Origin of the sequence: Micromonospora sp. NPDC002296 (genome assembly GCF_040296145.1) — a bacterium.
In the GTDB taxonomy this organism is placed as follows: domain Bacteria; phylum Actinomycetota; class Actinomycetes; order Mycobacteriales; family Micromonosporaceae; genus Micromonospora.
This window is the reverse complement of the sequence record NZ_JBEOWQ010000013.1, coordinates 139,618-159,131: the sequence shown is the minus strand read 5'-3', so window position 1 is coordinate 159,131 and position 19,514 is coordinate 139,618. Positions and strand designations below refer to the sequence as shown.

The 19,514-nt window shown below is 74.0% G+C and carries 16 protein-coding genes; 8 read left to right on the top strand and 8 right to left on the bottom strand.

Translation table 11 applies throughout. The annotated features are described in order from the left end of the window. Positions 1–113 precede the first annotated feature (113 nt). The 3 genes from ABT023_RS13785 to rsgA all read right to left on the bottom strand — a co-directional run bounded on the left by ABT023_RS13785 (position 114) and on the right by rsgA (position 5,160). The gene (locus ABT023_RS13785; RefSeq protein WP_350885133.1) at positions 114–602 is read right to left on the bottom strand and encodes a Rieske (2Fe-2S) protein; all 489 of its coding nucleotides are present in this window, start codon (positions 600–602) and stop codon (positions 114–116) included. Between the two features lie 221 nt (positions 603–823). Beyond that, positions 824–3,769, bottom strand: coding sequence for an excinuclease ABC subunit UvrA (gene uvrA, locus ABT023_RS13780; RefSeq protein ID WP_350885131.1), 2,946 nt, complete (start codon positions 3,767–3,769; stop codon positions 824–826). A 338-nt stretch (positions 3,770–4,107) separates the two neighbouring features. Next, complete coding sequence (rsgA, locus tag ABT023_RS13775) at positions 4,108–5,160, bottom strand: ribosome small subunit-dependent GTPase A (RefSeq protein WP_350885129.1); 1,053 nt, start codon at positions 5,158–5,160, stop codon at positions 4,108–4,110. A gap of 178 nt (positions 5,161–5,338) precedes the next feature. Between rsgA and ABT023_RS13770 the strand changes: the two genes are divergently transcribed. Both ABT023_RS13770 and ABT023_RS13765 read left to right on the top strand, forming a co-directional pair. Beyond that, positions 5,339–6,055, top strand: a complete 717-nt coding sequence (locus ABT023_RS13770) for a maleylpyruvate isomerase family mycothiol-dependent enzyme (protein WP_350885127.1) — start codon at positions 5,339–5,341, stop codon at positions 6,053–6,055. 5 nt (positions 6,056–6,060) lie between these two features. Continuing rightward, a complete protein-coding gene (locus ABT023_RS13765; protein ID WP_350885126.1) occupies positions 6,061–6,714 on the top strand; it encodes an MBL fold metallo-hydrolase in 654 nt (217 codons plus the stop codon). 88 nt (positions 6,715–6,802) lie between these two features. On the opposite strand, the gene ABT023_RS13760 is transcribed toward ABT023_RS13765, so the two are convergent. Continuing rightward, on the bottom strand, positions 6,803–7,486 hold the full coding sequence (locus tag ABT023_RS13760; protein WP_350885124.1) for a class I SAM-dependent methyltransferase: 684 nt from the start codon (positions 7,484–7,486) through the stop codon (positions 6,803–6,805). A gap of 192 nt (positions 7,487–7,678) precedes the next feature. Here ABT023_RS13760 and ABT023_RS13755 point away from each other — a divergent pair, with 192 nt between their 5' ends. Further along, positions 7,679–7,882: a cold-shock protein gene (locus ABT023_RS13755; RefSeq protein WP_161690055.1), complete on the top strand. Its 204-nt coding sequence runs from the start codon at positions 7,679–7,681 to the stop codon at positions 7,880–7,882. A gap of 88 nt (positions 7,883–7,970) precedes the next feature. On the opposite strand, the gene ABT023_RS13750 is transcribed toward ABT023_RS13755, so the two are convergent. Together ABT023_RS13750 and ABT023_RS13745 are read right to left on the bottom strand one after the other, a co-directional pair. Further along, the gene (locus ABT023_RS13750; RefSeq protein ID WP_350885122.1) at positions 7,971–8,840 is read right to left on the bottom strand and encodes a hypothetical protein; all 870 of its coding nucleotides are present in this window, start codon (positions 8,838–8,840) and stop codon (positions 7,971–7,973) included. Positions 8,841–9,114: 274 nt separating this feature from the next. Next, the gene (locus ABT023_RS13745) at positions 9,115–9,630 is read right to left on the bottom strand and encodes a MarR family winged helix-turn-helix transcriptional regulator (protein WP_350885153.1); all 516 of its coding nucleotides are present in this window, start codon (positions 9,628–9,630) and stop codon (positions 9,115–9,117) included. Between the two features lie 173 nt (positions 9,631–9,803). Between ABT023_RS13745 and ABT023_RS13740 the strand changes: the two genes are divergently transcribed. Beyond that, positions 9,804–11,942, top strand: a complete 2,139-nt coding sequence (locus tag ABT023_RS13740) for an MMPL family transporter (protein ID WP_350885120.1) — start codon at positions 9,804–9,806, stop codon at positions 11,940–11,942. Between the two features lie 24 nt (positions 11,943–11,966). Here ABT023_RS13740 and ABT023_RS13735 read toward each other — a convergent pair whose 3' ends face one another. After that, the gene (locus tag ABT023_RS13735; protein WP_350885118.1) at positions 11,967–13,427 is read right to left on the bottom strand and encodes a DedA family protein; all 1,461 of its coding nucleotides are present in this window, start codon (positions 13,425–13,427) and stop codon (positions 11,967–11,969) included. A gap of 134 nt (positions 13,428–13,561) precedes the next feature. Here ABT023_RS13735 and typA point away from each other — a divergent pair, with 134 nt between their 5' ends. Further along, positions 13,562–15,430, top strand: coding sequence for a translational GTPase TypA (typA, locus tag ABT023_RS13730; protein ID WP_350885116.1), 1,869 nt, complete (start codon positions 13,562–13,564; stop codon positions 15,428–15,430). Between the two features lie 109 nt (positions 15,431–15,539). Next, positions 15,540–16,412, top strand: coding sequence for a serine hydrolase (locus ABT023_RS13725; protein WP_350885115.1), 873 nt, complete (start codon positions 15,540–15,542; stop codon positions 16,410–16,412). Positions 16,413–16,561: 149 nt separating this feature from the next. On the opposite strand, the gene ABT023_RS13720 is transcribed toward ABT023_RS13725, so the two are convergent. Next, the gene (locus tag ABT023_RS13720) at positions 16,562–17,359 is read right to left on the bottom strand and encodes a tyrosine-protein phosphatase (protein ID WP_350885113.1); all 798 of its coding nucleotides are present in this window, start codon (positions 17,357–17,359) and stop codon (positions 16,562–16,564) included. Between the two features lie 44 nt (positions 17,360–17,403). On the opposite strand from ABT023_RS13720, the gene ABT023_RS13715 reads away from it, so the two are divergent. Together ABT023_RS13715 and ABT023_RS13710 are read left to right on the top strand one after the other, a co-directional pair. Continuing rightward, complete coding sequence (locus ABT023_RS13715; protein WP_350885111.1) at positions 17,404–18,501, top strand: mandelate racemase/muconate lactonizing enzyme family protein; 1,098 nt, start codon at positions 17,404–17,406, stop codon at positions 18,499–18,501. Between the two features lie 56 nt (positions 18,502–18,557). Next, positions 18,558–19,484 carry a C40 family peptidase gene (locus ABT023_RS13710; protein ID WP_350885110.1) on the top strand — a complete coding sequence of 309 codons (927 nt, stop codon included), beginning with the start codon at positions 18,558–18,560 and terminating at the stop codon, positions 19,482–19,484. Positions 19,485–19,514 lie beyond the last annotated feature (30 nt).

Sequence of the window (19,514 nt, the reverse complement as noted above, 5' to 3'; positions counted from 1 at the left end):
TGCGGCCCCCCCGGGGCCCCCGTGTCGGTCGGCGGGGGGGGGTTTTTGGGGGTCCCCCCCCCCCCCCCCCCGGGGGGGCGCCCGCCCCGAAAAACCGGGCCCCCCCGCCGCCGTCAGGCGAGGGTGATCTGGTCGCCGTCGACCTTGATCTCCTTGGCCGCCAGCGGCTTCGTCGCCGGGCCCTGCTTCACCGAGCCGTCGGTGATGGAGAACTTGCTGTTGTGACAGGTGCAGTTGATGGTGCCGCCGTCGACGTTCGACACCGGGCAGCCCTGGTGGGTGCAGATCGGGTCGAAGCCCTTGAACGTGCCGGCCTCGGGCTGGGTGATCACCACGCCCTTGCTGGCGTACACCGCGCCGCCGCCGACCGGGATGTCGGCGGTGCGGGCCAGCGGCGCGGACGTGTCCCGGTTGCCGCCCTCGGCGTCGCCCGCGCCGGTCGCGCCCGGGCCGCCGCTGGTCGGGGCGGAGCCGCCGGCGGTGTCATCGTCGTCGCTCCCGCAGGCCGACAGGACGACCGCCGCGCCCACCACACCGGCACCGGCGAGGAGGGCGCGGCGTGTCTGCGTGCCCGAAGGAGTCTGCGCCTGCTCGTCACTCATGTCTGGCCTCTCTCTCGACTGCCGCCGTCACGATCCGCGGCCGTACCCGCTGTCCACGAATCACGGCGCCTGACGGTTCAACGAATCGACCATCGTGATCGCTCCGGGTCGGTGACCGCCGGCGGACCCGACGGGAACGCCGCCGGTCGCGCCCGACCCGGCGACGGCGGTCCCCGCCGCCGGGAGACCGCCGCGTCGCCGGCCCGGAGCCGGTCCAGGGGTCAGCGCGCCCCGGCCGTGGCCTTGCGGCCGGACCGGGCGCGGGTGGTGCCGTTGGCCTTCGCGGCCCGACCCGTGGCCGCCTTGGCGCCCTTGGCCTCGCCGTCGAGCCTGAGCACCTGGCGCAGGAACTGGCCGGTGTGGCTCTCGGGCACCTCGGCGACCTCCTCCGGGGTGCCGGTGGCCAGCACGCTGCCGCCCCGGTGGCCGCCCTCCGGCCCCATGTCGATCAGCCAGTCGGCCGTCTTGATCACGTCGAGGTTGTGCTCGATGGTGATGACGGTGTTGCCCTTCTCGACCAGGCCCTCCAGCACCATCAGCAACTTGCGGATGTCCTCGAAGTGCAGGCCGGTGGTCGGCTCGTCGAGCACGTACACCGTCCGGCCGGTGGAGCGTTTCTGCAGCTCGGAGGCGAGCTTGACCCGCTGCGCCTCGCCGCCGGACAGCGTCGGCGCGGGCTGGCCCAGCCGGACGTAGCCCAGGCCCACGTCGACCAGCGTCTTGAGGTGCCGGTGGATGGCCGGGATGGCGGAGAAGAACTCCGCCGCCTCCTCGATCGGCATCTCCAGCACGTCGGAGACGGTCCTGCCCTTGTAGTGCACCTCCAGGGTCTCCCGGTTGTACCGGGCGCCCTTGCAGACCTCGCACGGGACGTACACGTCGGGCAGGAAGTTCATCTCGATCTTGATCGTGCCGTCACCGGAGCACGCCTCGCACCGGCCGCCCTTGACGTTGAACGAGAACCGGCCCGGCCCGTACCCCCGGACCTTGGCCTCCGTGGTCTCGGCGAACAGCTTGCGGACGTGGTCCCAGACCCCGGTGTAGGTGGCCGGGTTGGAGCGTGGGGTGCGGCCGATCGGCGACTGGTCGACGCCGACGACCTTGTCCACGTGCTCCAGGCCGGTGATCCGGGTGTGCCGGCCCGGCACGTGCCGGGCCCCGTTGATCTGGTTGGCCAGCACGGCGTGCAGGATGTCGTTGACCAGCGTCGACTTGCCCGAGCCGCTGACCCCGGTGACCGCGATGAGCTGGCCCAGCGGGAACGAGACGGTCAGGTTTCGCAGGTTGTGCTCGCGGGCGCCGTGCACCACCAGCTCCCGCTCCGGCGTCTGCGGCCGGCGCCGGCTCGGCGTCGGGATCTCCCGGCGCCCCGACAGGTACGCCCCGGTGACCGACTCCGGGTTCTCCAGCAGGGCGGGCACCGAGCCGGAGTGCACGATCGCGCCGCCGTGCTCGCCCGCGCCCGGGCCGATGTCGACGATCCAGTCGGCGGCGCGGATGGTGTCCTCGTCGTGCTCGACCACGATCAGCGTGTTGCCCAGGCCGCGCAGCCGGATCAGGGTCTCGATCAGCCGGTGGTTGTCCCGCTGGTGCAGGCCGATGGACGGCTCGTCGAGCACGTAGAGCACGCCGACCAGGCCGGAACCGATCTGGGTGGCCAGCCGGATGCGCTGCGCCTCGCCGCCGGAGAGGGTGCCGGCCGGGCGGTCCAGGGAGAGGTAGTCCAGCCCGACGTCGAGCAGGAACTTCAGCCGGGCGTTGATCTCCTTGAGCACCCTTTCGGCGATCATCTTCTGCCGGTCGGTCAGCTCGATGCCGGCCAGCAGCTCGGCGCACTCGCCCACCGACAGGTTGCAGACCTCGGCGATGCTCTTGCCGGCCAGGGTGACCGCGAGCACCTCCGGCTTGAGCCGGGCCCCACCGCAGGCCGCGCAGGGCACGTCGCGCATGTAACCCTCGTACTTCTCCCGCGACCACTCCGACTCGGTGTCGGTGTGCCGGCGCTCGATCCACTGCACCACGCCCTCGAAGCCGGTGTAGTAGGAACGCTCACGGCCGAACTTGTTGCGGTAGCGCACGTGCACCTGGTCGCCGGAGCCGTGCAGGATGGTCTTCTGCGCCCGCGCCGGCAGGGCCCGCCACGGCGTGTCGACGTCGAAGTGCTCGGCCTCGCCGAGGGCCTCCAGCAGGCGCAGGAAGTACTCCAGGTTGTGCCCGGTGGACCAGGGCTGGATCGCGCCCTCGCGCAGGCTGCGCTCCGGGTCGGGGACGACCAGCTCCGGGTCGATCTCCTTCCTGGTGCCCAGGCCGGTGCACTCGGGGCAGGCGCCGTACGGGGCGTTGAAGGAGAAGACCCGGGGCTCCAGGTCCTCGATCGCCAGGGGGTGGTCGTTGGGGCAGGCCAGGTGCTCGGAGTAGCGGCGCTCGCGGTCGGGGTCGTCCTCGGCGAGGTCGACGAAGTCGAGCAGCACCAGGCCGCCGGAGAGGCCGAGCGCGGCCTCCACCGAGTCGGTCAGCCGCCGCTGGGCGCTGGGCTTGACGGTGAGCCGGTCGATCACCACCTCGATGGTGTGCTTCTCCTGCTTCTTGAGCTTCGGCGGCTCGGTCAGCGGGTGCACCACGCCGTCGATCCGGGCCCGGGCGTACCCCTTGCCCTGGAGCTCGGCGAACAGGTCGACGTACTCGCCCTTGCGGCCCCGCACGACCGGGGCGAGCACCATGAACTTGGTGCCCTCGGCCATCGCGAGCACCCGGTCGACGATCTGCTGCGGGCTCTGCCTGGAGATCCGCTCGCCGCAGACCGGGCAGTGCGGCACGCCGACCCGGGCGAAGAGCAGGCGCAGGTAGTCGTAGACCTCGGTGATGGTGCCGACGGTCGAGCGCGGGTTGCGCGAGGTGGACTTCTGGTCGATGGACACGGCGGGGCTGAGCCCCTCGATGAAGTCGACGTCCGGCTTGTCCATCTGGCCGAGGAACTGCCGGGCGTACGAGGAGAGCGACTCCACGTACCGGCGCTGCCCCTCGGCGAAGATCGTGTCGAAGGCCAGGCTCGACTTGCCGGAGCCGGAGAGCCCGGTGAAGACGATCAGGGCGTCCCGGGGCAGGTCGAGACTGACGTCACGCAGGTTGTGCTCGCGCGCGCCACGGATGATCAGTCGGTCGGCCACGGTCCGTGTACTCCCGGGAGAAGAAGGCGAGGAGGATCTGTCCGCTCCGGGGCGGTCCGGGGGCTTCCGGGACGGCCCTGAGCGGTTGTGCGGGCGCAGAAGAAGCGCCTCGGCAACTCTAGCCCCGAGGTACGACAACTTCCCGCGCCCGCACATTCCCCCAGCTCATGCCGGTCGCGCCGGACCGTCGCCCCGCCCTGCGGGCAGCCACCGGCGGCGGCGTGACCCGGCCACGGCGACGCCCGGGCAGCCCGGCCCACCCGAGCGCGCGGGGCGACGCCACGGCAACCGTGCGTCACGACACCCGCGAGGGAGGAGCGGCGGTGCGGACACCCGCGTCACGGTCGGCCCGTCCGGCGGCGCCCGCCGCGCCAGCCGCCCCGGCGCTCGGCGGCCAGCCGGGTCTCCCGCCGCCGGGTCTCGAAGGCCACCTCCCGTTGCAGCTTGCGCCAGCTGTCGTACCGGCGGGCGGTCAGCTCCCCGGCGGCGAGGGCGTCGCGGACCGCGCAGCCCGGCTCAGCGTCGTGCGCGCAGTCGGCGTACCGGCAGTCGGTGGCCAGCTCGGCGATGTCGGCGAAGGCCCGGTCCAGCCCGACCGCGGCGTCGAGCAGGCCGACCGCCCGCACCCCCGGGGTGTCCAGCACCGCGCCGCCGCCGGGGACCGGGACCAGGGCCCGCCAGGTGGTGGTGTGCCGGCCCTTGCCGTCGACCCGGCGGATCGCCTGGGTCGGCATCACCACCGCCCCGGCCAGGGCGTTGACCAGGCTCGACTTGCCGGCCCCGGACGGCCCGAGCAGGGCCAGGGTGCGGCCCGGGGCCACGTGGGCACGCAGCGGGTCGAGGCCGACGCCCCGCTCGGCGCTGACCGGCAGCACCGGCACCCCGGGCGCCACCCCGGCGAACTGCCGGGCGATCGCCGCCGGGTCGGCGGCGAGGTCGGCCTTGGTGAGCACCACCAGCGGGGTGGCCCCCGAGAGGTGGGCCAGGGCGAGCAGCCGCTCGACGCGGGCGACGTCCGGCTCCGGGTGCACCGGCTCGACGACGGCGGCGGCGTCCAGGTTGGCGGCGAGCACCTGCCCGCTGGCGTCCTTGCCGGCGGTGCGGCGCACCAGCGCGGTGCGCCGGGGCAGCACGGCCTCGATGGTGACCGGCCCGTCCGGCCAGGTGTGCAGGAGCACCCAGTCCCCCGCGCAGGGCAGCCGGGTCAGGTCACGGGCGGCGGCGGCCAGCACCGCCGCGCCCAGGGTGGCGCGGACCGGGCCGTCGGCGCCGAGCACGGTGCACACGCCGCGGTCGACCCGGGCCACCCGGCCCGGCCGCTGGCGGGTGCGATCACGTACGTGGGCCGCCCACTCGGCGTCCCAGCCGAGGGCGATCAGGTCGATGGTCATCGGAACCTCTCCGGTGTCGGGGTGAACAGTGGCGCGACTCGCGTGCTACGACCGGCATGGGCACCACCTCCTCCGACGTCCCGGGTGCCGCGTACGACGCCGACGGTAGGGGGCGGGCCGACGCGCCGAAAGCGATTTCCACGGCGACGCGGGGGGAACCGACCGCTAGGGTCGGGTCGTGACCGCGGATCCGCTGCTGCTGACCGGTGACCTCGACGACGCCACGGCCCGCCTGCTACGCACTGCGGCCGCCCTCGACGACGCAGGCGTCGCCGGGCCGTCCCTGCTGCCCGGTTGGACCCGGGGGCACGTGCTGACCCACCTGGCCCGCAACGCCGACGGGTTCGTCAACCTGCTCACCGCCGCCCGCACCGGCGAGCACATCCCGATGTACGCCAGCACCGCGGCCCGCGCCGCCGACATCTCCGCCGGCGCGTCCCGGCCGCCCACCGCCCACCTGGACGACCTGCGCCGCTCGGCGGAGCGGTTCGACGAGGCGGTCGCGGCCATGCCGGTCGAGGCGTGGGCGGCCACGGTGCAGACGCGACGCGGCCCGTGGCCGGCCGCCATGCTGGTCTGGGGGCGGCTGCGCGAGATCGAGGTGCACCACGTGGACCTGGCCACCGGGTACCGCCCGGCCGACTGGTCGGAGGCGTTCGCCCAGCGGCTGCTGCACGAGGTCGCGACCGGCCTGTCCGGCCGGCCCGACGCGCCGGCGATGGTGCTGCGCCTCGACGGCAGCCACCACGAGCTAACCGTCGGCGACCGGGGGGCGGCGCCCACGATCACCGGCCCCGCCCCCGAGCTCGCCGCCTGGCTGACCGGCCGCGGTGCCGGCGAGACGCTCGCCGTCACCCCCGACGGCCCCCTGCCGAACCCACCGGAATGGATGTAGAAACCATGACCTACAGCGGAGACGTCAGCCCCGGCGGCGCGCCGGCCGTACGCGAACTCGACGGGCTCACCATCACCAAGGTGTCGGTGGGGCCGATGGACAACAACGCCTACCTGCTGCGGTGCACGGGCACCGGCGAGCAGTTGTTGATCGACGCCGCCAACGAGGCCCCCCGGCTGCTGGAGCTGGTCGGCGACGCCGGCCTGGCCACCGTGGTCACCACCCACCAGCACATGGACCACTGGGTGGCCCTGGAGGAGGTGGTCGCCAAGACCGGCGCCCGGCCGCTGGTGCACGCCGACGACGCCGCCGGCCTGCCCATCGAGGCGGACACCCTCGCCGACGGGGACACCGTGACCGTCGGCGACCGCGAGCTGGAGGTCATCCACCTGCGGGGGCACACCCCGGGCTCGATCGCCCTGCTCTACCGCGACCCGGCCGGGACCCCGCACCTGTTCACCGGGGACTCGCTCTTCCCCGGTGGGGTGGGCAACACGGACAAGGACCCGGAGCGCTTCGGTCAGCTCGTCGACGACGTGGAGCACCGCCTGTTCGACCGGCTGCCGGACGAGACGTGGTTCTACCCGGGTCACGGCGGGGACAGCACCCTCGGCGCGGAACGCCCGTCGCTGCCCCAGTGGCGTGCACGCGGCTGGTGACCCCGGCTGCGGCGCGCCGCACCCGCGCCGGCTCGCCGCAGCCCACCGCGTCCTGATCCCTTCTCGGGTGCTCCCCTGAGCCGGGGCGTCAGCGGGGGCGGAGCACCTCGACGCGGCGCACCGGGGTGTCGACGGCTGGTTCGGTGGTGGGCACCTGGTAGCTGGCCACCAGGTCCAGCCGGTCGCGGGGCAGGTGGCCGCGGCCGGGGTCGCCGACCAGCACGTGGCTGCCCCGGGCGGCTGCGCGGCGCAGGAACGGCAGCATCCGCCCGGCCAGTTCCCCGTCGTAGAAGACGTCCCCGGCGACCAGCAGGTCCACGTCGTCGGGGTCGGAACCGAGCAGGTCCTCGCCGGTGGCGGCGACGGTGACCCGGTTGGCCCCCGAGTTGAGCGTGACGGCGGCGACGGCGTACGGGTCGATGTCGTTGGCCACGACCCGGGACGCGCCGGCCAGCGCGGCGGCGATCGCCACCAGGCCCGAGCCGGCGGCCAGGTCCAGCACGCGGCGGCCGGCGACGAGCTCGGGGTGGTCCAGCAGGTGCCGGGCGAGGGCCTGCCCGCCGGCCCAGACCGACGCCCAGTACGGCGCGGGCAGGGCGTGCCCGGAGGCTGCCTCCATCCGGGCCCACCAGACGATGGCGTCCTCGGCGAGGTACAGCCGCACCTCGGGGACGAAGGGGGTGGCGACCAGCCGGAGCCGGTCCAGCCCGTCCCCGGGCGCGCTGACCTCGCGTTCCAGCTCAGACAGCGCGTCGGCTACGGGTCCTTTCACCGGGCAAGCATGCCCGAGCGGCCCGATCTCCGGGCGGCTTTCCCCCCGGCGTGGCCGGTGTGAGTTTTTTTTACCGGCCTTCCTGCGGCACTTCGACCAGCGGATCGGGGTTTTGCCGGTTACTGTCAGGGAGGTACAGGGCGATCATCGGCCGGCGGTCGGTGGTCTCCCGCTTTGAACAGGGAGAAATGCATGGCTACCGGCACGGTCAAGTGGTTCAACTCGGAAAAGGGCTTCGGCTTCATCGAGCAGGACGGCGGGGGTCCGGACGTGTTCGTCCACTACTCGGCCATCGCGTCCAGCGGTTACCGGGAACTCAATGAGGGCCAGAAGGTCGAGTTCGACGTGACCCAGGGGCAGAAGGGCCCGCAGGCGGACAACGTCCGTCCGATCTAGCTTCGTGCCGGTGGCGGCGGTCGGGTGAACCCGGCCGCCGTCACAGCGCGCGCCGGCCCGGGATCGTCCACCCCGCCGCCGGCCAACCTCAGGCCGCCAGCCGCCGGGCGATCTCGTCGGCCACCTGCCGCGCCAGGCTGGGCGGCAGGGCGGCGGCGATCTTCTCCGGGGTCAGCGAGGCCAGGACGCCGGCCACGATCGCGGGTTCGTCCGTGAAGTCCCTGTCGGACAGGACGGCGAGCTGCGCGATCGCCGCGTCGAGGCGGTACATGGTGTAGTCCAGCTTGGCCACGACGCTGTTGGACTCCGTGCCGGGGCCCGGGCCGTCCGGGTCGACCCGGCGTCCCATGCTTGACCCGCCGTTGAACACGGCGTTGAAGATGCTGTTGATCTGGTTCTCGGCCTGTGCGCTCATGTCGTCCTCCTCAAGGAGACCGATGGTGGTCAGGTAGCGACGGAACAGCGGGGTCTGGTCCCGGCCCGCCTTGGTCGAGTCGCGGAAGAAGCTGAGGTGGGTGTGCCACAGGTGGCTCGCATCGCCGGTGCTGCGCCGCCCGAGCCGGTCCCACCGCCGGACCGTGATCCCGTCCGGGGAGTAAATGATCTCGCGGATGTCCCGGGTGTCGTCCGCCCCCGCGACGCACTGCGCGACGCACCAGGCGGAGAAGGAACGCAGGTTGTGGACGTCTCCGCCCGAGGTGACCGAGAATCGACCGATGTCCAGCGCGGAGGCGTCGAGGGTGAGCCCCGCGGCGTCCCGGGGCGACTCGACCACCGAGTAGTCGCCGGCGACGACTCGGTCGGAGCCGCAGTGGTAGCCCCCGACGTGGTCGGCATCGCCGACGATGCCGACCTCGGCCGGCTCCAGGTCCTCGGGTCGTGCGGCGGCGGGGTCGAGGTCGAGATGGGTCAGCAGGAGACTTCGGACTGCCAACAGGTTCGTCGGGGCCCGGGTCATGGCGCCCCCCTTCCAGTAGCGGGGAGGCCGGGCGGTGGTGACCCGTGATCCTGGGTCGAAGCGGAGCCCGGCCGGGGTGCACGGCGTCGGGCAGGTGACTCGAAAGTAGCCGGACCATCTGGCGTTTTGCCAGGTCAGAGGTCTGTTTTTCGAATAGGGCAACGATCCGCCAACCGGGCGGAGATGTCGCGGCGGGGTCGCCCCGGTGGCGACCGGCGCGGCCAACCCGTGCGCGGTCGGTCAGGCGGTGCGCGGTCGGTTAAGCGGTGCGCGGTCAGCCGGCCGGGCCGCGGGGCGGGGCGGGGCGGGCGGCCCGCACGGTGTCGCGGTGCTCCCGCATCGCGGTGACCATCGTCGCCATGAAGCGGTGCACGATCTCCAGCTCGGCGTCGCCGAAGTCGGCCATCACGTGGTCGGTGCGCCGGCCCAGCGGCTGGAAGAACTCCATGGCCAGCGCAGCGCCCCGGTCGGCGTAGTGCAGGAACACCTTGCGCCGGTCGGCGGTGTCCCGGTCCCGGCGGATGTGGCCGGCCCGCTCCAGCCGGTCGACCAGCGCGGTGACCGAGCCGGAGGAGAGGTTGAGCTGCTCACCCAGCCGTCCCGGGGTGATCGGCGTGCCGAGCAGCTCGGCGTCCATGACGGCGATGAGGGCATGCAGGTCGGTGGGGTTGAGCCCGTGCAACCCGGCGAAGGCGTGCCCGATGTGCTGGGCGTCGACGGAGTACCGGCGCAGGTCGTTGGTGATCTCGGCGACGAGCTGGTCGCGCCGGCTGTCGCGCCGCCGATACATGCCGTGCCGTGTCACGCGTCGCTTCCCCTGCCGTTGCGGTCCCGCTTGCAGCATAGATGAGCGGCGGATAATCTCGCCTGTCAAGATACTCGACAGGCGTGCTAAATCGCACGGCCGGGTCGCACCGCACCGCCGTACCCGGGCCCCAGTCCCGGCAACCCAGAGGGAACTCGATGTCTGTGTTCACCCGCGTCGCCCGGGGGCGGCTCGCCGCCTGGCTCACCGTGGCCGTCGCGATCGTCCTCGGCGCGGCCGTCTTCGGGTTCCCGGAGCCGGACAACCCCGCCCCCGTCTCGTCCACCGGGCTGTCGGTGCAGTGGCAGTCGACCCAGGTCGAACGGCTCCAGGAGCAACTGCCCGCCAGCGACGTCGAGCCGGCGATCGTCGTCGTCAGCCGCGCCGACGACGGGCCGCTCACCGAGCCGGACCGCGCCGCGGCCACCGGCATCTCGGGCGAGCTGGGTCGGTTCGCCGTCGGCGGACGGGTCGCCCCGCCCCAGATCTCCCCGGACCGCACCGTGGCGCTCATCGCCGTCCCGCTGTCCACCACCGGCGGCCAGGAGGCCGTCGCCACGACGGTGGCCGACCTCCGCGCGGCCCTCGACGGCCTGCCCGACGGGCTCACCGCCGAGGTGACCGGCGCGCCGGCGTTCTCCGCGGACCTCACGAAGGTCTTCGACGGCGCGGACATCACGCTGCTCGCCGTCACCGCCGGCGTCGTCGCCCTGCTGCTGCTCATCACCTACCGCAGCCCGTTCCTGTGGATCGTGCCGCTCGTCGTCGTGGCGGCCACCGAGCAGCTCACCCTGCGGGCCGTGGACACCATCGTCCCGGCCTTCGGCATCAACCTCCAGGAAGGCCAGGTCACCGGCATCGCCAGCGTCCTGGTCTTCGGCGCCGCCACGGACTACGCCCTGCTGCTCATCGCCCGGTACCGGGAGGAACTGCGCCGCGAGGAGGACCGCTTCGCCGCCATGCGCGCCGCACTGCGACGCACCGCCGAACCCATCCTGGCCAGCGGCGGGACCGTGGTCCTCGGCGTGCTCACCCTGCTGCTGTCGGAGCAGGAGACCAACCGGGCCCTCGCCGTGGCCTGCGCCACCGGTGTGGTGTTCGCCATGCTGTCGGCGCTGTTCCTCCTCCCCGCCGTGCTGGTGATCTTCGGCCGAGGGCTGTTCTGGCCGTTCGTGCCCCGGGTCGGCGGCCCCGCCCGCGAGGGCCGGCTCTGGGGCCGGCTCGGCGCCGCCGTCGTCCGCCGGCCCGTGCCGGTCGCGGCCCTCGCGACGCTGCTGCTCGCCGGCCTCGCCCTCGGCGGGCTCGGCATCCGCACCGGGCTGTCGGAGACCGAGCAGTTCCGGGTCAAGCCCGAGGCGGTGACCGGCGCGGAGACCCTCGCGAAGGCCTTCCCCGCCGGCACGACCCAGCCGGTTGCCGTGCTCACCACCCCCGCCGCCGTGGCGGCCGTCACCGACGCCGCCGCGAGCGTCCCCGGCGTGGCCACGGCCCGGCCGGGGGACGCGGGCACGAGCGTCGCCCAGGTCGACGTGGTGCTGGAGGCCGAGCCGGGCACCGCCGCCTCGGACCGGGTGGTCGAGGCGCTGCGGGACGCCGTCGCCGCGGTCCCCGGCTCCGCGCCGCCGGCCGTCGAGGGCGCCGACCCGTTCAGCGGGGCCGTGGTCGGCGGCACGGTGGCCGCCACCTACGACTCCGACAAGGCCGACGCCAAGGACCTGTGGCTGATCCTGCCGATCATCCTGCTGCTCGTCGGCGCGGTGCTCGTGCTGCTGCTGCGCGGCCTGGTCGCGCCGCTGCTGCTGGTGCTCACCGTCATCGCGTCGTTCTTCGCCAGCCTCGGCGCGGCGTGGCTGCTGTTCGACCACGTCCTCGGCTTCCCCGCGCTGGACAGCGGCGTCCTGCTGCTCGCCTTCGTGTTCCTGGTCGCCCTGGGCGTCGACTACAACATCTTCCTGGTCACCCGGGCCCGCGAGGACGCCCGGCGCACCGGCACCCGGGACGGCATGCTGTCGGCGCTGCGTGTCACCGGCGGCGTGATCACCAGCGCCGGCATCCTGCTCGCCGCGGTCTTCGCCGTCCTCGGCGTCCTACCGCTGATCACGCTGACCCAGATCGGGATCATCGTGTGCATCGGGGTGCTGCTCGACACCCTGCTGGTACGCACGGTGCTGGTCCCGGCGCTCGCGTTCGTACTCGGCGAACGCTTCTGGTGGCCCGGGCGGATCGACCGGACGTCCGAAGACGCCCCGGCGGACCGGGGCCGCGGGCCCGCCGCACCGACCGCCACCCGCGACTGACCGCCCGCACCTCCGGTCCCGGTCCTACCCCGTGCCGGGCCGCTGCACCCTACCGGCGCAGCGGCCCGGCCGCGCCCCGCCGTCGACCGCCGGCGGCGGGCCCTGCGCGGGGATCACCTCGGGCGCTCCCCCGGCGCCACCCGCAGCCCGGTCCCGGGTGGCCCAGGCGACCATGAACAGCGCGGTCCAGGCCGATCCGAGCAGCACCGAGGTGACGGTGCCGCTGGCCGTGCTCAGCCCGAGGTAGAGCCGGGCGCCGCCGATCGCCGACACCCCGGCCGCGGCCACCGTCCAGGCGGCCACCGCCACCGGCCAGCGCGCGCCCCGGGACAGCAGCCAGGCCAGCGTGCACAGGCTCGCCGCGACGACGGCGTTCTGCGTCGGGAACAGCGCGCTCTCCTCCCCCGACACGGCCCGCCCCGGCGCGGTCAGGTCGGTGACCACGGCGAGGACCACCAGCGGCAGGAACGCCCCGACCGAGCCCACCACGCTGAGCAGGTCGGCCCGCCACGGCCGCTGCCGCCAGGCCGACCCGGCGGCCACCACCGCGACCAGCCCGATCAGCACCGAGCCGCGCAACACCCAGACCAGGGAGAACGCGACGTCGGCCGCGCCGGGGGTGCGCCGGTCGGTGAACCAGCCGGCGATCGCGTCGTCGACCGCGGCCAGTCCGCTCCACCGCATCGCCGCCCCGAGCAGCCAGGCGATGGCGAAACCGGCGGCGAACAGGAGCACGAGCCCCGCCAGAAGGTTGATCAACAGTGTCCAGGCCGGGCCGATCCGTACGGCCAGCAGGAAGAACAGCACGCCGTACCGGGCGGAGAGCCAGCGCACCGGCGGCAGCGCCGCCACCCGGGCCAGCAGCGCCCGGGCCGGGTCGGGGTGACGGCCCAACCAGCGGCCGACCAGCAGCACGGCGAGGAGCCCGCCGAGCAGCACCAGCACCGCCCCGGTGGCCCGCCCGAGCAGTCGGGACACCGTCCCGTACGACTCCCCGGCCACGTTGCCCAGCAGCACCGACCCGCCCACCCAGGTCGTCGCCCCGGCGAGGTTCCACGGCGCGAACCGGCGGTACGGCATGCCGGCGGCCCCGGCCAGCCGGGGCGCCAGGGTCCGGGCGAAGGCGATCCAGCGGGCGGCGAGGACCCCCCGCCCGCCGAGCCGCTCCAGCAGTTCGTCCGCCCGCCGCCAGCGGCCGGGTCCCACCCGGGCGCCCAGCCCCGAGGCCCGCAGCCGAGGCCCGTACCGGCGACCCGCACGGAATGCCACCGCGTCGCCGGTCACCGCTGCGACAATCATCACCAGCAGCGCCGGGCCCAACCGGAGGGCACCGGTGTACGTGAGGAAGCCGACCAGCAGCAGGGTCGCCTCCCCGGGCACCAGCAGCCCGACGATCACGGCGGTCTCGCCGGCCACGATCGCCGCGGCGGCCAGGTAGACCAGCAGGGGCGGCAGGTCCCGCACCGAGTTCAACAGATCGTGCACGACAGCCCGGGGGTCACGGCGGCCAGCATGCCAGCCGGGACGAGCAGGGCGACAGCGGTTTCGGCACAGATCGGGGAAGCGCCGGGGTGACCCCGACGCGGCCCCTGATCCGCACAGGCTGGAGGATGGAACCCATGCAGCTTCGCACCGACCTCCGTAACGTCGCCATCATCGCTCACGTCGACCACGGCAAGACCACCCTGGTCGACGCCATGCTGCGGCAGGCCGGCGCCTACGGCGCCCGCGGTGAGACGACCGAGCGGGTGATGGACTCGGGGGACCTGGAACGGGAAAAGGGCATCACCATCCTCGCCAAGAACACCGGCGTGCGGTACCTCCCGGCGGACGGCTCCGACCCGGTCACCATCAACATCATCGACACCCCCGGGCACGCCGACTTCGGCGGGGAGGTGGAGCGGGGCCTCACCATGGTCGACGGCGTGGTGCTGCTCGTCGACGCGAGCGAGGGCCCCCTGCCGCAGACCCGCTTCGTGCTCCGCAAGGCGCTGCGCGCCCGGATGCCGATCATCCTGGTGATCAACAAGGTGGACCGCCCCGACGCCCGGATCAAGGAGGTCGTGGACGACACCTACGAACTCTTCCTCGACCTGGACGCCGACGAGGAGCAGATCGACTTCCCGATCGTCTACGCCTGCGCCCGCGACGGCATCGCCTCGCTCACCCAGCCCGCCGACGGCTCGGTCCCCCAGGACAGCGAGAGCCTGGAGCCGCTGTTCCGCACCCTGCTGGACACCATCCCGCCGCCCGCGTACGAGGAGGGCGCGCCGTTGCAGGCGCACGTGACCAACCTCGACGCCTCGCCGTTCCTCGGCCGGCTGGCCCTGTGCCGGGTCCGACAGGGCACCATCGCCAAGGGCCAGACCGTCGCCTGGTGTCGCACCGACGGCACCAACCAGCGGGTCCGCATCTCCGAGATGCTGATGACCGAGGGCCTGGAGCGCAGGCCGGCCGAGTCGGCCGGACCGGGCGACATCATCGCGGTCGCCGGCATCCCGGAGATCATGATCGGCGAGACCCTCGCCGACGCGGACAACCCGGTCGCGCTGCCGCTGATCACCGTCGACGAGCCGGCCATCTCGATGACCATCGGCACCAACACCTCGCCGCTGGTCGGCCGGGTCAAGGGCGCCAAGGTCACCGCCCGGATGGTCAAGGACCGCCTCGACAAGGAGCTGGTCGGCAACGTCTCGCTGCGGGTGCTGCCCACCGAGCGGCCCGACGCCTGGGAGGTGCAGGGCCGCGGCGAGCTGGCCCTGGCGATCCTGGTCGAGCAGATGCGCCGCGAGTCCTTCGAGCTGACCGTCGGCAAGCCGCAGGTGGTCACCAGGGAGATCGACGGAAAGACCTGTGAGCCGGTGGAGCGGCTGACCATCGACGCGCCGGAGGAGTACCTGGGCGCGATCACCCAGCTCCTCGCGACCCGCAAGGGCCGGATGGAGCAGCTGGTCAACCACGGCACCGGGTGGATCCGGATGGAGTGGCTGGTCCCGGCGCGCGGCCTGATCGGCTTCCGCACCGAGTTCCTGACCGACACCCGGGGCACCGGCATCCTGCACCACGTCTTCGAGTCCTACGAGCCGTGGTTCGGCGAGCTGCGCACCCGCAACAACGGCTCGCTCGTCGCCGACCGGTCCGGCGCGGTCACCTCGTTCGCCATGATCAACCTTCAGGAGCGCGGCCAGCTCTTCGTCGAGCCGACCACCGAGGTGTACGAGGGCATGATCGTCGGGGAGAACTCCCGCTCCGACGACATGGACGTCAACATCACCAAGGAGAAGAAGCTCACCAACATGCGGGCCTCCTCCTCCGACGAGACCGAGAAGCTGATCCCGCCGCGCAAGCTGTCCCTGGAGCAGGCCCTGGAGTTCTGCCGCGAGGACGAGTGCGTCGAGGTGACCCCGGCATCCGTGCGCATCCGCAAGGTCGTCCTCGACCAGACGCAGCGCGCCCGCGCGACCGCCCGCCGCAAGCACACCGGCTGACGGCCGAGCACGACGTACCGAGCGGGCCGGGAGGGACCACCTCCCGGCCCGCTCCGCGTCCGCCCCCTCGCCCGGCCCGCCGGCGGCCGGATCCGCTACGGTCACCGGCATGATCTGGGACGAGCTCGACGCGCATCTGGACACGCTTCCGGGCACCGTGTCGGCGTACCTGGGCCGGCTCGACGCCGCCCCCACCTGGACCCGCCACCCCGACGCCACCCACTACGCGGCCAGCACCATGAAGGTCGCCGTGCTGCTGGCCCTGCACCGGGCGGCCGAGGCCGGCACCCTCGATCTGGCCGCCCCCGTCGACGTACGCAACGAGTTCGACTCCGCCCGGCCCGGCACGCCCCGGTTCTCCTGCGCCCGGCACTACGACAACGACGAGGCCGTCTGGCAGCGGGAGGGCCACGGCGCACCCCTGCGCTGGCTCGCCGAGCGGATGATCGTGCGCTCCAGCAACCTGGCCACCAACGTCTGCCTCGGCCACGTCGGGCGGCCCGCCGTGGCCGACGCCTGGGCGCTCGCCGGCGCCCGGCACAGCGTCACCGGGCGCGGCATCGAGGACTTCGCCGCCCGGGAGGCCGGGATCACCAACCTGGTCACCGCCGCCGACCTGGCGGCCCTGCTCGGTGGGCTGGCCGCCGGGGCGATCCGGCCCGGGCCGCTCGCCTCCCCCGCCGGCTGCGCCGCCATGCTCGATGTCCTGTTCGCCCAGGAGTTCCGCGAGGACCTCGCCGCCGGGCTGCCCGAGGGGGTCCGCATCGCCCACAAGAACGGCTGGGTACGCGGCGTCCGGCACGGCGCCGGGGTGATCTACCCGCCGGACGCCCCGCCGTACGTGCTGGTCGTCTGCACCACCACCGACCTCGCCGACGGGGGTGCCACCGGCGACGAGCCCTCCGACGACGCCTGCCTGGTGCTCGCCGACATCTCCGCCCGGGCCTGGGCCGCCCGCCACGACCTGCGCCCCGCCGGCTAGACCCACCCCCGGCGGGCGCCGCCACCGCGGCCCGCCACGCACCCGGCAGGTACCGCTCGGCCCGGCCACGCGCCCGGCCGGCGCCGCGCCGGCCCGCCACGCCCGGCAGGCCGGCGCGAAGGCGCTTTGATCCCCGCCGCGCGTCGGCCTCAGTCCAGCAGGCTGTCCCGCAGCGCCGCCAGGTGCGCGTCGGTCAGCCCCAACCCGTCGCGCAGGTACCGGTCGAACGAGCCATGCACCCGGTGGACCTCGGCGTACGCGGCGTCCAGGTACTCACCGCGCACCTCCATCAGCGGCCGGATCGCCGCCTCCGCCAGCTCCGGCTGCCGGGCCCGCATCGCGGTGAGGATGACCTCCTTGAGGCTCTCCGTCTGCGCGTTGGTCCGCAGGTAGTCCGCCCGGATCGCCGCCTCGTCCACGCCCAGCGCGGTGAGCAGGACCACCGACAGCCAGCCCGTACGGTCCTTGCCTGCCGAGCAGTGGAACAGCAGCGGCAGGTTCCCCGCGTCGGCCGCCAGCCGGGCCGCCGCGCCGAAGCCCACCCGGGCCGCCTCCCCGGTGACGAACCACCGGTAGATCCCCGCCATCGCCGCCGGGCTGCCCTGCATGGCCAGCGTCGCCTCCGCGCCCAGGTCGTGCCCGAGCAGCACCTCCGCCACCGCCGTGAAGACCGGGTGGGCCTCGTCGTACACCGGCAGTCGAACCACCCGGGGCTCGCCGGCCAGCCGGTTCGGCGGGGCCGCCGCGATCTCCGAGTCGTCGCGCAGGTCCACCACGCAGGCCGGGGCGATTCTCCCCAGCGTCGCCAGGTCGTCGTCGGTCAACCGGCCCAGCGCCGGTGTCCGGATCAACCGGCCCGTCCGCACCCGCCGCCCGTCCGCGGCCACCATGCCGCCGAGGTCACGCGCGTTCGGCGCGCCAACCAGCTCCCAGCCCTGCCCCGTCATCCGGCCTCCCCTGTCGTCGTACGCTGCCGTATAGGGTGCCGCACATGACAATCGCCGCGGTACGCACCCACCGGCTCTCCGCGCCCCTGCACACCCCGTTCGTGACGGCGCTGCGCCGTACCACCACCGTGGAAACCCTGATCGTGGAGCTGGTCGACGACGACCGGCGGTCCGGGTTCGGCGAGGCGCCGCAGGTGTGGCAGGTGACCGGGGCGTCGCTGGTCGGTGCCGAGGCCTGCGTCCGGGAGATGCTCGCACCGGTCCTGGTCGGGCGGGACGCCGACGACCTGGTGGCCCGCTGCGTCGAGGTGCAGCGCGCGGTGGCCGGCAACGAGGCCGCCAAGGCCGCGGTGGACACCGCGCTGCACGACCTGGCCGCGCGCCGGCTCGGCGTACCCCTGGTGCGGTTGCTCGGCGGCACGGCCCTGCGGGTGCCGACGGACGTCACCCTGGCCGCCGGCGACGCCGCCGACCTGGCCGCCGCCGCGCGGCAGCGACGGACCGAGGGATTCGCGGTGCTGAAGCTGAAGGTGGGCACCGACGCGGCGGGCGACCTGGAAAGGGTCCGCGCGGTCCGCGGCGCCGTCGGCCCGGGCGTGCAGATCCGGCTGGACGCAAACCAGGGCTGGACGCCCCGCGAGGCGGTCCGGGTGATCCGCGGCATCGAGGACGCGGGGCTGGACGTGGAGCTGGTGGAGCAGCCGGTGGCCCGCTGGGACCTCGACGGGCTGGCCTGGGTCAGCGACCGGGTCGGCGTGCCGATCCTGGCCGACGAGTCGGTGTTCGGCGTGCGCGACCTGGTCGAGGTCATCCGCCGCCGGGCCGCCGACATGGTCAACGTCAAGCTCGCCAAGTGCGGTGGCCTGCACGCCGCCCGGACCCTGCTCGACCTGGCCGCCGCGCACGGCGTCGGCACCATCGTCGGTTCGATGATGGAGAGCCAGGTCGGGGTGGGGGCCGCGGCCAGCCTGGTCGCCGCGTACCGGACCACCGCCGTCTCCGACCTCGACGCCGCCTGGTGGCTGGCCTGGTCGCCGGTACGCGGCGGCATCCGGTACGACGGGGCGACGGTGCTGCTGCCGGACGCCCCCGGCCTGGGCATCGCCTCCGTGTCTGTAGCAAATATGCAGTCTTCCAGTTGATGCTCGACACTTTCTTTCATAGGGTCACGGCAGGTGACAGAGGAGTGGGAGTGGACGTGGAACTGCAACCGGGCCATGAGGCCGTCGTCCGGGTCGCGGTCGCGACCCTGTGGACCAGCCCCGAAAAGGTACGCCCCGTCGACCGTCCCGCCCTCGACCCGCAAGCCGACGTCGCCGCCTGGATCTCCGGCATGGACCCCGAGCAGCAGGTGGGTGACTGCGTCCTGAGCCAGCTGCTGTTCGGGGAACGGGTGCTGGTCACCGCGCTGCGCCCCGACGGCTGGGCGCACGTGGTGGCCGTCGAGCAGCCGGCGGCCAACCACGACCCGCGCGGCTACCCGGGCTGGCTGCCGGTCGCCCAGCTCGCCGCCGTCGCATCCGACGCCCCGCAGGGACCGGACGCCCCCTGGGTCGTCGACGCGACCGTCACCGCCCTGCGTACGGCCCCGGGCGGCGAGTCGGTCGTCGCCGGCGTCGTCCTCGGCACCCGGTTGGCCCCGGCGGGCCCGCCGGCCGACGGCTGGCGCCCGGTGCACGCCGCCGGGCACGACCGGCCGCTCTGGCTTCCCGACGGCCACCTCGTGCCCCTGCCCACCGAGCCGCCGCCCGCCCGGGACGTGCTGGCCGTCGCCGCCCGGCTGCGCGACGTGGTCTACGTCTGGGGCGGACTGTCGACGTACGGGATCGACTGCTCCGGCCTGGTGCACCTGGCCTGGCGGCGGTTCGGCGTCGTGCTGCCCCGCGACGCCGCCGACCAGGCCCGGGCGACCACCCCGCTGCCGCCGGGCGCCGAACGACCCGGCGACCTGTACTTCTTCGCCCGGCCCGGCCAACAGATCCACCACATCGGCTTCGTCAGCGCCGAGCCGGACGCCGCGGCGAACCGGCGCCTCCTGCACGCCTGTTACCAGCATCGGGGCGTGGTGGAGGAGGCGATGCCGGCCGGCCGGACCGCGACACTGGTCGGCGCGCACCGGGTCTGACCCGTCGCCCACCCCAGCCCAAGCCCAAGC

What these genes read in the sequence shown, in the direction of transcription:
- ABT023_RS13725 (WP_350885115.1), top strand. Translation starts at nt 15,540, where the DNA reads ATGATCTGGGACGAGCTCGACGCGCATCTGGACACGCTTCCGGGCACC.
- ABT023_RS13755 (WP_161690055.1), top strand. Translation starts at nt 7,679, where the DNA reads ATGGCTACCGGCACGGTCAAGTGGTTCAACTCGGAAAAGGGCTTCGGC.
- rsgA (WP_350885129.1), bottom strand. Translation starts at nt 5,160, where the DNA reads ATGACCATCGACCTGATCGCCCTCGGCTGGGACGCCGAGTGGGCGGCC.
- ABT023_RS13765 (WP_350885126.1), top strand. Translation starts at nt 6,061, where the DNA reads ATGACCTACAGCGGAGACGTCAGCCCCGGCGGCGCGCCGGCCGTACGC.
- ABT023_RS13720 (WP_350885113.1), bottom strand. Translation starts at nt 17,359, where the DNA reads ATGACGGGGCAGGGCTGGGAGCTGGTTGGCGCGCCGAACGCGCGTGAC.
- ABT023_RS13750 (WP_350885122.1), bottom strand. Translation starts at nt 8,840, where the DNA reads ATGACCCGGGCCCCGACGAACCTGTTGGCAGTCCGAAGTCTCCTGCTG.
- ABT023_RS13785 (WP_350885133.1), bottom strand. Translation starts at nt 602, where the DNA reads ATGAGTGACGAGCAGGCGCAGACTCCTTCGGGCACGCAGACACGCCGC.
- ABT023_RS13715 (WP_350885111.1), top strand. Translation starts at nt 17,404, where the DNA reads ATGACAATCGCCGCGGTACGCACCCACCGGCTCTCCGCGCCCCTGCAC.
- ABT023_RS13740 (WP_350885120.1), top strand. Translation starts at nt 9,804, where the DNA reads ATGTCTGTGTTCACCCGCGTCGCCCGGGGGCGGCTCGCCGCCTGGCTC.
- typA (WP_350885116.1), top strand. Translation starts at nt 13,562, where the DNA reads ATGCAGCTTCGCACCGACCTCCGTAACGTCGCCATCATCGCTCACGTC.
- ABT023_RS13745 (WP_350885153.1), bottom strand. Translation starts at nt 9,630, where the DNA reads ATGTATCGGCGGCGCGACAGCCGGCGCGACCAGCTCGTCGCCGAGATC.